This window comes from Mycobacterium sp. 1245852.3 (genome assembly GCF_001669335.1).
Taxonomy (GTDB): domain Bacteria; phylum Actinomycetota; class Actinomycetes; order Mycobacteriales; family Mycobacteriaceae; genus Mycobacterium; species Mycobacterium europaeum_A.
Genome location: NZ_LZLL01000163.1, coordinates 1 through 10433, shown reverse-complemented (window position 1 = coordinate 10433; position 10433 = coordinate 1). Strand labels below are relative to the sequence as shown.

General features: G+C 66.6%; 15 protein-coding genes. 11 read left to right on the top strand and 4 right to left on the bottom strand.

Going from position 1 to position 10433, the window contains the following annotated elements; genetic code table 11:
* The 4 genes from A9W96_RS07275 to A9W96_RS07265 form a co-directional block, all read left to right on the top strand.
* The coding region (locus A9W96_RS07275) for an SDR family oxidoreductase (RefSeq protein WP_067138670.1) at positions 1-483 on the top strand (483 nt) is incomplete at its 5' end.
* Positions 484-582: 99 nt separating this feature from the next.
* Complete coding sequence (locus tag A9W96_RS07270) at positions 583-2016, top strand: FAD-binding oxidoreductase (RefSeq protein ID WP_067138666.1); 1434 nt, start codon at positions 583-585, stop codon at positions 2014-2016.
* 111 nt (positions 2017-2127) lie between these two features.
* On the top strand, positions 2128-2298 hold the full coding sequence (locus A9W96_RS31275) for a hypothetical protein (protein WP_156748759.1): 171 nt from the start codon (positions 2128-2130) through the stop codon (positions 2296-2298).
* A 175-nt stretch (positions 2299-2473) separates the two neighbouring features.
* A complete protein-coding gene (locus A9W96_RS07265) occupies positions 2474-3151 on the top strand; it encodes a Crp/Fnr family transcriptional regulator (protein WP_066861106.1) in 678 nt (225 codons plus the stop codon).
* Here A9W96_RS07265 and A9W96_RS07260 read toward each other — a convergent pair.
* Both A9W96_RS07260 and A9W96_RS07255 read right to left on the bottom strand, forming a co-directional pair.
* Positions 3148-3594, bottom strand: a complete 447-nt coding sequence (locus A9W96_RS07260; RefSeq protein WP_067138664.1) for a VOC family protein — start codon at positions 3592-3594, stop codon at positions 3148-3150. The genes A9W96_RS07265 and A9W96_RS07260 overlap by 4 nt on opposite strands.
* A gap of 37 nt (positions 3595-3631) precedes the next feature.
* Complete coding sequence (locus A9W96_RS07255) at positions 3632-4387, bottom strand: alpha/beta fold hydrolase (RefSeq protein ID WP_066861256.1); 756 nt, start codon at positions 4385-4387, stop codon at positions 3632-3634.
* Here A9W96_RS07255 and A9W96_RS32540 point away from each other — a divergent pair.
* A complete protein-coding gene (locus A9W96_RS32540; protein WP_231999622.1) occupies positions 4373-4564 on the top strand; it encodes a hypothetical protein in 192 nt (63 codons plus the stop codon). The genes A9W96_RS07255 and A9W96_RS32540 overlap by 15 nt on opposite strands.
* Positions 4565-4620: 56 nt before the next feature.
* Here the strand turns inward: A9W96_RS32540 and A9W96_RS07250 are convergent, their stop codons facing one another.
* A complete protein-coding gene (locus A9W96_RS07250; RefSeq protein ID WP_067138662.1) occupies positions 4621-4959 on the bottom strand; it encodes a nitroreductase/quinone reductase family protein in 339 nt (112 codons plus the stop codon).
* 133 nt (positions 4960-5092) lie between these two features.
* On the opposite strand from A9W96_RS07250, the gene A9W96_RS07245 reads away from it, so the two are divergent.
* The 3 genes from A9W96_RS07245 to A9W96_RS07240 all read left to right on the top strand — a co-directional run bounded on the left by A9W96_RS07245 (position 5093) and on the right by A9W96_RS07240 (position 7248).
* Positions 5093-5446, top strand: a complete 354-nt coding sequence (locus A9W96_RS07245; protein ID WP_066861116.1) for a UBP-type zinc finger domain-containing protein — start codon at positions 5093-5095, stop codon at positions 5444-5446.
* Positions 5447-5518: 72 nt separating this feature from the next.
* Entirely contained in the window at positions 5519-5641 is a 123-nt protein-coding gene (locus A9W96_RS33020) for a hypothetical protein (RefSeq protein WP_255362945.1), read from the top strand.
* Positions 5635-7248, top strand: a complete 1614-nt coding sequence (locus A9W96_RS07240) for an MFS transporter (protein ID WP_067138660.1) — start codon at positions 5635-5637, stop codon at positions 7246-7248. Before A9W96_RS33020 ends, A9W96_RS07240 begins: the two co-directional genes overlap by 7 nt.
* A 132-nt stretch (positions 7249-7380) precedes the next feature.
* On the opposite strand, the gene A9W96_RS07235 is transcribed toward A9W96_RS07240, so the two are convergent.
* Positions 7381-8232, bottom strand: coding sequence for a LysR family transcriptional regulator (locus A9W96_RS07235; protein WP_067138658.1), 852 nt, complete (start codon positions 8230-8232; stop codon positions 7381-7383).
* Positions 8233-8378: 146 nt separating this feature from the next.
* On the opposite strand from A9W96_RS07235, the gene A9W96_RS07230 reads away from it, so the two are divergent.
* The 3 genes from A9W96_RS07230 to A9W96_RS07220 form a co-directional block, all read left to right on the top strand.
* Entirely contained in the window at positions 8379-9326 is a 948-nt protein-coding gene (locus A9W96_RS07230; RefSeq protein WP_231999621.1) for a DMT family transporter, read from the top strand.
* Between the two features lie 84 nt (positions 9327-9410).
* Positions 9411-10169, top strand: a complete 759-nt coding sequence (locus tag A9W96_RS07225) for an esterase (RefSeq protein ID WP_067138655.1) — start codon at positions 9411-9413, stop codon at positions 10167-10169.
* A 27-nt stretch (positions 10170-10196) separates the two neighbouring features.
* Positions 10197-10433 (top strand): SgcJ/EcaC family oxidoreductase (locus A9W96_RS07220; RefSeq protein ID WP_156765144.1); only part of this gene is annotated, 237 nt, incomplete at its 3' end.

The window sequence follows — 10433 nt, the reverse complement described above, 5'->3', positions numbered from 1 at the left end:
GCCGGGCGACACCAGATGCGCCGCACCGAGTCTCTGACCGACGACGACTGGGAACAGGACCTTGCGGTCAACCTCAACGGACCGTTCTACCTGTGCAGGGCTGCCCTGCCCCACCTGCTGGAGCGCGGTGGAAACATCGTCAACGTCAGCTCCATCGCCGGTGTCGAAGGCCAGGCCTACTCGGCCGGCTACTGCGCCGCCAAGCATGGCCTGATCGGCCTCACCCGCGCGTTGGCCGTGGAATACACCGCGGACCGCTTGCGCGTCAACGCGGTATGTCCAGGCGGAATGCTCACGCCGCAGATCGAACAGTTCAGCGCGCCAGACGATCCCAACTACGACCTGATCATGCGCACGGCCTCACCGCGCGGCATGATGCAACCCCTCGACGTCGCCAACGTCATCGCATTCCTCGCCAGCGGCGCCGCGGCCGCCATCCACGGCGCGGTCTATCGAGTCGACAACGGCAAAGGCGCCGGGTAACGGTTCGAGCACGTTTGGATCACCCCCCGACACGTCGTGTGGCACCACGCTTGCCGTCGTTGACAATTCGAGGCATGAGGCAATCGCGGGAGCCCAACGATGGCGCGTGAGATCTCGCGGCAGCTGTTTTTGCGGGGCGCCGTCGGGGCGTTGGCCACCGGCGCGGTCCTCGGCGCACCCCGGGTGGCCGCCGACCCGAGACCCACAGGTTGGGAGGGGCTGTCCACGGCGCTCGGCGGGAAGGTGGTGCTTCCGGACAGCCCCCAATTCGCCGGAGCCAAGCAGGTTTTCAACACCAACTACAACGGGTCGACGCCGGCGGCGGTCGTCACCCCGACATCGGCGGCCGACGTTCAGAAGGCGATGGCCTTCGCGGCAGCCCACAACCTGAAGGTCGCCCCCCGCAGCGGCGGACACTCCTATATCGGCGCGTCGACCGCGAACGGAACCATGGTGCTCGACCTGCGCCAACTGCCCGGGGACGCCAACTACGACGCCGCGACGGGACAGGTCACGGTGACGCCGGCCACGAGTCTGTACACGATGCACCGGACGTTGGCCGCTGCCGGTCGGGGCATCCCCACCGGTACCTGCCCGTCAGTCGGTGCCGCCGGGCATGCGCTCGGTGGCGGCATGGGGGCCCAATCCCGGCATGCCGGCCTGCTCTGTGACCAGCTGACGTCGGCGTCGGTGGTGCTGCCCAGCGGTCAAGCGGTCACCGCGTCCGCCGCCAGCAATCCCGACCTGTTCTGGGCGCTGCGCGGCGGCGGTGGCGGCAACTTCGGCGTGACCACCTCCCTGACCTTCGCCACGTTTCCCACCAAAGACGTCGACGTCGTCAACCTCAACTTCCCGCCGCAGTCCTTCGCGCAGGTCCTCGTCGGTTGGCAGAACTGGTTGCGCACCGCCGACCAGAACAGTTGGGCGTTGGCGGACGCCACCGTCGACGCGATGGGTGTGCATTGCCGGATCCTGGCGACCTGCCCGGCCGGGTCGGGCAACAGCGCCGCGGCCGCGATCACCCAGGCGGTGGGGCTGCAGCCGTCGGGCACGGAGAACCACACGTTCAACTACCTGGACCTGGTGAACTATCTGGCCGTCGGCAATCTCAACCCGTCACCGCTCGGCTATGTCGGTGGATCGGACGTCTTCACCACCGTCAACGCGGGCGTGGCGCAGGGGATCGCCGCGGCGGTCAATGCGTTTCCCCGCGGCGCCGGGCGCATGCTCGCCATCATGCACGCGCTGGACGGTGCCCTCGCCACGGTGGCGCCCGGAGCCACCGCTTTTCCGTGGCGGCGCCAGTCGGCGCTGGTGCAGTGGTATGTGGAAACGGGCGATCCCGCGGCCGCGACCAACTGGCTCACCACGGCACATCAGGCCGTGCAACAGTATTCGGTCGGCGGCTACGTCAACTACATCGAGGCCAACCAGTCGCCCTCGCGGTTTTTCGGCCCGAACCTATCGCGGCTGAGCGCCGTGCGGCAGAAATACGATCCCGGCCGGATCATGTTTTCGGGGCTCAACTACTAGGGCCGAACGCCGTCCCGGGCCCGTCGTCCATGGGCAGTCGACACTCGGTGGTTAGACCGGCTTGGCACGGGGTACTTCCAGTGTGTCTTTGGCGAGTGAAGGGTTTAGCGAATGGCAATCGAGCACGGTCGTGCGCGGTGCCCCCGCTGCATGGCGTGGGCGCAGTACCGGTTTCTGGAACGCGATGACCACAAGCTCGAGTATCAGGTCGATTGTGATGCGTGCGGAAACCTGTACTCCGAGGTGACCATCGCGTCGACCGTCACCACGTCGGCGGCATAAGCGGCCCGCTCCGCCCACTCAACGGCGCGTCGCTGCACGTCCAGCCCGCGGCCTGACCTGCCGCGTTACGAATCTCGGGCCTGGTGTAAAGTCTGGACAGCGAGCCAAGACGCCCCCACTTTGGAGCAGCGCCTAGCGCGCGCAACGCCGTGCGAAACGCGTTGAAAGGGGCGGCGTGAACGAAGTATTGGCGCGAGCCGGCATCTTCCAGGGGATCGCTCCCGATGCGGTCGAGGCGTTGGCTCGCCACCTGGAGCACGTGTCGTTTCCGCGCCGGCGCACCGTCTTCGTCGAGGGCGAGCTGGGCGATGACCTCTACGTCATCCTGTCGGGTGCGGTGAAGATCCGCCATCAGACCACAGACGGTCGCGAAACCGTCTTCGCGGTGCTGGGTCCCGGGGACGTGTTCGGTGAGCTGGCGCTCTTCGATCCCGGCCCGCGGACCTCCACGGTGATCACCCTGACCGAGGTGGAAGCGGTCAGGATGGACCGTCGCGCGTTGCGGACATGGATTGTCGAACGCCCCGAAATTGCCGAGCAGCTGCTGCGGGTGCTGGCGCGCCGGCTTCGGCATACCAACAACACGCTGTGCGACCTGATCTTCACCGATGTCCCCGCCCGGGTGGCCAAGCAAATCCTGGACCTGGCAATGCGTTTCGGCACCAGCAGCGGGGGATCGGTGCTCGTCGAGCACCACCTCACGCAGAAGGAACTCGCCCAACTCGTTGGCTCGTCGCGCGAAACCGTCAACAAAGCCCTGTCCGACTTCACCCAACGCGGATGGATCCGCCAGCAGGGCAAGGCCCTCATCATCGACCAACCCGCGAAACTGGCCCGCCGCGCCAGGGCTTAACGCCCCGCGTGCGCCAAGGGCACGGGCGCCGGCATCAGGACGATCGTCCACGCGTCCGGGTCGAGAAAGGCTATCGCCCCATTGCGGGCCCACCACGGGTTGTCGAGCACGACCTGCTCGGCTCCCGCGCCGCGGCACCTGCTCGCGACCGCTTGCTGATCGTCAGCCGAGTTGAAGTAGAACACCAGCAGGTTCTCCCGCGTCGGCGCGGTTCCGTCGATACCGTCGCGATGGGCGACGAATTCAAGGTTGTATTGATCGCCGGGCAGTCCGAACATGACGACCGCCCATTCGCCGTCATCCGCGGAATGCAGCTGGGGCAGCGACAACACGTCCCGGTAGAACCGGACTATCCGCTGCAGCTGGGCCGTGGGTCGGGCCACCCGGACCTGCACTGCGGGCAACGCCGACGGCCACGAACCGACACTAGGCATCTCAGGCATGCGGGCCCCTCTCTGGAATGCATAGACGAGTCAAACCCTAAGTGATCGACCAGAATTCAAGCAGGGTCCGCAAGGTCGCGACGAGGGGGAGCGGCTGGTCCAGCATCGGGTGGTGGCCGGCCAGGGCCAATTCCACGAACGGGCCACGCAGCTGAAGCAGGGAACGGATGCGTTCGGCCATCGCGGGAGGCACCAGCCCGGCCTCACACCGCAAATAGCCTACCCGGCAACGCATCGCGGCCAGCATGGTCTCCAGCGACTCCTCGTCGGCCGGTGTCGGTTCGAGAAATTCACCGCCGTAGATCGCCGGGTCGAACTTCCAGATCCAGCCCTCGTCGGTTTTGCGCACCGACTCGGCCGCTATGTGCTGTCGGATGTAGGGCAGGAGCAACTCCTGTGCGGGCACCGCCGTAAAGCGGGCCAGGATCTCATCTTTCGTCCGGTATTGGTTGTGCTTGTGCCTGCGCAGCCGCCCTTCCTCCGGGGCGCGCTCCCACAACGGGGAGTCGATCACCAGCATGCTGTTGATTTGGGGGCTGTAGTGCATCGCCGCCGTGGACACGACCCAACCGCCCATGCTGTGGCCGATGATGGTTGGTCGCCCGGCGGGTCCCGCGGCCGCCGCGGCCGCCATCACTTCGCTCGCCCACGTTCGCAAGTCGTAGCTGCCACGGGCTTCGCTGTCCCCGTGCCCGGAAAGATCCGGTGCGATCACCCGATGGGTTTGGAGAAAGAACGGCGCGATGTGATCCCACCAACCCGAGTGCGCTCCACCACCGTGGACGAGGACCACCGGCGGTTGATCGGCATCACCCCAGACGCGCAGATGTATGCGGCAACCGTCGACGTCCACGTCGACGTGGTCCGGCCTGTGATTCAGTGCTGCGGTGAACCAGGCTGGCGTGATCGGCATCTGGCGCGAACGGGCAAACAGTTTTCGACCTCCGAGGACTCAAACACCCTGTCGTGAAGCAGTTTCCGCTCGGTGCCGCCCACGGCGGTTCGCCCGGTTGGGAATTGTGGAGTTCACGAATGCGCCTCGGCGAGCCGCACCGTGACGGTTACGCGTCCTCTTTCATCCTGCTTGGCGACGGCATGTCCAGCGCGATCGGCCCCGTCGAGGCGCAAGGTCAGGGGTCCGCCGGTGTTCAGGAAGTTGCGCCACCACGTCTTCGCCTCGGGCATGCCGACGCCGATGACGATCTCGTTCCCGCTACGTCGATAGGACACCGGGATGCTGAAGGTGCGCCCGGAGCGTCTACCCGTGTAGGTCAGCATGGTGATGTTGCGGTTGAGCAGTCCGCCGAAGCGGCGGGAGTTGGCCAGCGCGGCTATCGGCGCATTGAAAAGGGGCGCGGCTCGCATCAGGAGGCGGCCAAGTTGTTCGGAACGCACGTGGGAAGTATCGCAGCAAACGTGATGCCGGCCGCAGGGACAAGCGGGTAGCATCCCCGCGCAGATGCGCTAACAGCTGCCATGCACGAGGGAGGGGGCGCCGATGACTGCTCCTGTCGACCCTTCGGTGCCGCCCAGCGGCGTGGGCTGCCTCGAGTGCGACGCGACCGGCGGTTGGTGGGTGCACCTGCGTCGTTGTGCGGCTTGCGGGCACATCGGCTGCTGCGACGACTCGTTCTCTCGCCATGCGACCAAGCACTGGCAGCAGACCGGGCATCCGATCATCCGGTCATTCGAGCCGGGCGAGGATTGGTTCTGGAACTACGAGGCCAACGACTACTACGAGGGTCCCGAGCTCGCGCCGCCCGAGTGCCGCCCCGAGGATCAGTCGGTTCCCGGGCCGCGCGGGCGGGTTCCACACAACTGGTTCGAGCTGCTGCGCCATCGAGACGGCTAACGCTTCGCGTGGCGGGTGTGCGGGGCCCGGTTTAGACTCATAATCCCGCTACCACGCGAAAGGCGTTCTGTCATGCCAGAGGTCGATCTCGGCTCGCCGTTGGTATTCGCCGACCCCCTCGCGTGTGTGGCCGCCGATGCGCTTCGCTGTGGTATGCGGTTCGAGCACGGTGGTGGCCCGCAGATCCAATGGTGATTCAGGATCGGGAGAGCGCCGAGGCTGAGCAGCCGTCGGCATGGGCACCGCTCCGCAACCGCGTGTACCGCAGCCTGTTCATCGCGCAGCTGGCGTCCAACGTCGGGACATGGATGCAAAGCGTTGCGGCCCAATGGTTCTTGGTGGAAAAGCACAGCAGCGACGTCATCGTGGCGCTGGTGCAGACCGCGAGCCTCGGACCGACGCTGCTGCTAGGTCTTTGCGCCGGCGTACTCGCCGACCTGTTCGACCGGCGGCGGTTGCTCTTTGTCCTGCAGTCCTACGCGGTGCTGGTCGCCTTGGCGCTGGCAGTGCTGACCTACCTCGGGCGGATGACCCCGACGTCGCTGCTGGCGTTCACCGTGGCCATCGGTTGCGCGTCCGCACTGGCCGGGCCGGCCTGGCAGGCGATCCAGCCCGAGGTCGTCCCTCGCGCGCAGATACCGGCCGCTTCGACCCTGGGCAGCGTCGCGGGCAACGCCGCACGAGCGATCGGACCGGCGATCGGGGGTGTCGTGGTGGCCGTGTCCGGACCCGCGGCGGCCTTTGCCATCAACGCGGTGTCGTTCGCCGGAATCATCGTTGCCCTCGCCGCCTGGAAGCGGCCCAAGCAATTCGCCCCGTTGGAGCGGGAACATTTCGGCCACGCCATCCTCACCGGTCTGCTCTATGTCGACAACAGCCCCATCTTCCGCAGGATCCTGTTGCGCGCGGTGCTTTTCCTGTTTCCGGCGTCGGCCGTGCTCGCCCTGCTGCCGGTGGCCGCGGCACACCGGTGGCACCTGGGCGCCAGCGGCTACGGGGTGGCGCTGGCGGCGATCGGCTTGGGGGCGGTGCTTTCGGTGGCGTTTGCCGCACGGTTACGCCAGCAGGTTTCCGATAACGTCCTGCTGGCCGGGTCGGCCGCCGTGTACGCCTTGGCACCGCTGGCGGTGGCGTGGCTGCCGTTCGCCGCGGCGACTCCGATCTTGGTGCTGTCCGGTGCGTCATGGCTGATCACCCTGACGACGTTGAACGCCGCGGCGCAGCTTTCCCTGCCGCGTTGGGTGCGCGCTCGGGGCCTCGCGGTGTATCTGCTCGTCGCGACCGGGTCTCAGGCGATCGGCTCCTACGTCTGGGGTGCGCTCGCCACGCGGGCGGGGATGCACGCCGCGCTGATCGGGTCGGCGGTGGTGCTCGGCGTCGTCGCCCTCAGCATCGTCATCCTCCCGCTGCTGCCCTGCACCGGGACGCTGAGCGTCGACGTTTCCACCGCCTGGCCGTCACCCACACTGGTGTTCGAACCATGCCCGCAGGATGGGCCGGTGCTGGTGACCGTCCGCTATCAGGTTCCGCCCGCGAACCGCCACGACTTCACCGAAGCGATGCGCGCGGTCAGGCAGTCCCGCCTGCGGACCGGCGGACACAGTTGGCGCCTGTATCACAGTGTCGGACAACCGGATACGTTCCTCGAGAGGTTTACGGTGGCCTCCTGGACCGAATTCGAGCGCCAGCGCACCGAGCGCTGGCTGGAATACGACACCGAGGGTGTCACCAAGGCAATGGGCTACACCGTGGACCGCAGTCGACAGCACGAGTACTTCCTGGCGCTGCGATTACGCCGCTAAACCGCGGGGGACGGTTGGAGCGATCCCGTGAGTCTTGACGCCGCATGGGCGGCTCCGGCCGAGCACGGCTACGACGCGACGGCACGAACGGCATCGCGGCAGGGGCCGGCGTCCGCAAGGACGCGAACCGAATCAGGTTGCGGCGGCCAGCAAGTCGCGCACCGCATCATCGACAGTCCCCAGCAAGTCGGGGTCGATGCCGTGACGGCCGCGCACCAGTATCGAGGCGTTGTTGGCGGGCGGCAGCCCCTCGGCCAGACTGAGCCCGTCGGGGAACTTACCGATCATCGGCAGCAGTGCCACACCGAGCCCCGATCGCACCGCCGCGTAGAGGCCGGACAAATCACCGCACTCGGCGGCGATCTCGTACTCGATATGGTGGCCTTCCAGAATCGCGAAGGCCGGCTCACGCAATGTGCACGGCTCGGCGAAAATCACCAGCGGCAGCGGCTCTCGCGGTGAGAGCGTCAGTGTGCGCGCGGAAACCCACTGCAACTGAACAACTCCCGACGCATTAGCGCGATCCAGACCCGCCCCGTCGAGCATGATGGCCAGATCGACCAAACCGCGGTCGATCGAATCGGCCAGCGACACATTGCGGTCGAGCCGGAAGCGCACCCGCAGGTCGGGGAGTCGCTCGCGCAACACCCGGGACAGGCCGGCAAGCATCACATCGGCGCCGTGTTCGGTGGCGCCGATGGTCAGGACCTTGTGTTCGGTCGCACCCAGGTCATCGAGCGCGGTGTCGTGCGCCGCCAAGATCGTGCGCGCATGGCGTAGTGCCTTCTGCCCGACCTCAGTGAAGGCGACCCCCCGTCCCGAGCGTTGCACTATCGGTTCACCGACCACCGCTTCGATGCGGCGCAGATGCTGGCTGACCGCGGACTGGCTCAGGTGCAGGGCGGCGGCGGCACGGTGGAAACCGCCGCAGTCGGCGACGGCGACGAGGCTGCGCAGCGGCGCGATATCGAGCACCTGGGCCATAGCCGCACTGTAATCCGATCAATCAGACTAATCAATAATCGGCAACCAAGTCGCGAATAAGCACGACCTGCCGGAGGATCGATAAGGTGCCCCGATCAATCGTGATCGCCAATAATCGTTGGACTGCGTCGGTCGATCAAGCGAACATGGGTGGCATGCCTCTGCCCCGCATGCCAGTCACCACCGCCACGGCGGTGACGTTCTTCTACGCCCTCGGATATCCGATCGGCACCCTGGCCGTAACCGCCATGACGCCGATGGCCGCGCTGGTGCTGCGATTCAGTTTGGCCGCAACGATCCTGGCGATCTGGTCGATCGTGGCCAGGGCCGGCTGGCCGCGCGGAGCGCAGTTCGGCCACGTCCTGGTCACGGGTCTGCTGATCCAGGGCGTGCAGTTCTGCTGTTTGTACGAGGCCGTTCAGCTCGGGGCGCCGGCGGTGCTTTGTGCGGTGGTGATTGCGATGAATCCGGTGGCCACCGCGATCCTGGCGACGACGTTCCTGCGGGAGCCGCTCGGCGTCCTGCGAGTGGCTGCGCTGGCGCTCGGCGTCGTCGCGGTGCTGGCCGCCTGTTCCCGAAGGTTGATGAGCACCCACGGCGTCGATCCGGTCATCGTGTTGCTTGTCGTTGGACTGCTTGGACTTTCGGCGGGCGGCGTGTATCAGCAGCGGTTCTGCACCGGCGTCGACTTCCGGGTGATGAGTGCCATGCAGAATGCCGTCGGGTTGATACCCGCCGCGGCGTTCGCGATCGTCACGCCGTTCACGGTCCACGACGGCGTCAAGGCGGTGATCGCGGTCAGCGGCATGGTCCTGCTGAACGCCACGCTCGCGGTGAGCCTCTACGTGCGGGCCATCAATACCCACGGTGCAACGGCGGTGGCGATGCTGTTCGCCGTCATTCCCGCCGTGGCCGGAGTGTTGTCGTGGATGATCCTGGATCAACGTCCCGATGCGGGCATCGCGGCCGGCCTGGTGCTGGGAGGGCTCGCGTGCTGGATCAACACCCGGGCATCCGGCCGGCGCCGACCAGCGAGGGTGGACGCGCCCGCCGCGAGGCTGCCGCAGGGCGAGTTGCAGGACGCGCCGCGCTGAGGCCGCGAGCGCGCGCCTTGGGCGCAGCGGCGTTGCCGATCGCTCGTCGACCGTCCGTTCATCCGACGTTGCCCGTCTGTGACAATGCACCCTGCGGGTTACGCAACGGAGGCATGGGTGAACTTTGGCAGGGGGCGTCGTACCGGATCACGGTGGGTCGCGGCGGTGGTGGCAGCCTTTGCATCGGCAGCCGCGTTCACGTGCCCTGCCGTTGCCCACGCGGACGCGCAACTGTGCGACCCGGCGAGCGTCGACACCAATCAAATGTGCCACTTCGACGCCTCGGCTCCACTGTCGGACATCAGCATGGTGTTTCCGGCCAACTATCCCGACGAGCAGACGATGATCGGCTATCTGACCAAGGTCAACGACGACTTCGGCAGCGCTCGCGGACCGGTGAACGCACTGAAATCGCCGACAGCGCTGAAGGTTACCGGTACCCGGTACAGTTCGGGTCCCCCCGCCTCCGGCACCCAGTCGGTTGTCACCGAGATCTATCAGAATCTCGGCGCCGCCCACCCGTTGATATGGTACAGATCCTTCAACTTCAACCTGGCCAACCAACAACCGATCACCTTCGATGCGTTGTTCCGGCCGGGAAGTCAACCGCTGCAAGCGATCTTGCCGATCGTGCAGAAGACCCTGGCCGACCGGTATCGGGCGAAGGTGTCGATTCCGCCGGCCACCGGGCTCCAGCCGACCAACTACCAGAGTTTCGCGATCACCAATGACGCGATCGTGTTCTTCTTCGATCAGAACGCGCTGCAGCCGGCGATGGAAGCGACGCAAGTGTCGGTGCCGCGCAATGCGATCGCATCGATGATCAGTCCCGAGATCGCGTAGCCGGATAACCCACCCGCGGGAGGCGTCATGACAGCCGGCGACCAGCAGGCCGACGAGCAAGCCATTCGGACGCTCATCGAACGACAGGTAACTGCCTGGGCCGCAGGCGATCCCGCGGGCTACGCGAGCGTGTTCACCACCGACGCCGACTACATCACCTTTCTGGGCAGCCGTCACGTCGGACGCGACGCCATCGCGGCATCGTATGTTCCGCTCTTCAGGAAGCTGCTCAACCGAACACAGCTGCGAGTAGACATCGTCGGG

What these genes read in the sequence shown, in the direction of transcription:
- A9W96_RS07225 (WP_067138655.1), top strand. Translation starts at nt 9,411, where the DNA reads ATGCACCCTGCGGGTTACGCAACGGAGGCATGGGTGAACTTTGGCAGG.
- A9W96_RS07245 (WP_066861116.1), top strand. Translation starts at nt 5,093, where the DNA reads ATGACTGCTCCTGTCGACCCTTCGGTGCCGCCCAGCGGCGTGGGCTGC.
- A9W96_RS07230 (WP_231999621.1), top strand. Translation starts at nt 8,379, where the DNA reads ATGGGTGGCATGCCTCTGCCCCGCATGCCAGTCACCACCGCCACGGCG.
- A9W96_RS33020 (WP_255362945.1), top strand. Translation starts at nt 5,519, where the DNA reads ATGCCAGAGGTCGATCTCGGCTCGCCGTTGGTATTCGCCGACCCCCTC.
- A9W96_RS07260 (WP_067138664.1), bottom strand. Translation starts at nt 3,594, where the DNA reads ATGCCTGAGATGCCTAGTGTCGGTTCGTGGCCGTCGGCGTTGCCCGCA.
- A9W96_RS07235 (WP_067138658.1), bottom strand. Translation starts at nt 8,232, where the DNA reads ATGGCCCAGGTGCTCGATATCGCGCCGCTGCGCAGCCTCGTCGCCGTC.
- A9W96_RS07250 (WP_067138662.1), bottom strand. Translation starts at nt 4,959, where the DNA reads ATGCGAGCCGCGCCCCTTTTCAATGCGCCGATAGCCGCGCTGGCCAAC.
- A9W96_RS31275 (WP_156748759.1), top strand. Translation starts at nt 2,128, where the DNA reads ATGGCAATCGAGCACGGTCGTGCGCGGTGCCCCCGCTGCATGGCGTGG.
- A9W96_RS07270 (WP_067138666.1), top strand. Translation starts at nt 583, where the DNA reads ATGGCGCGTGAGATCTCGCGGCAGCTGTTTTTGCGGGGCGCCGTCGGG.
- A9W96_RS07240 (WP_067138660.1), top strand. Translation starts at nt 5,635, where the DNA reads ATGGTGATTCAGGATCGGGAGAGCGCCGAGGCTGAGCAGCCGTCGGCA.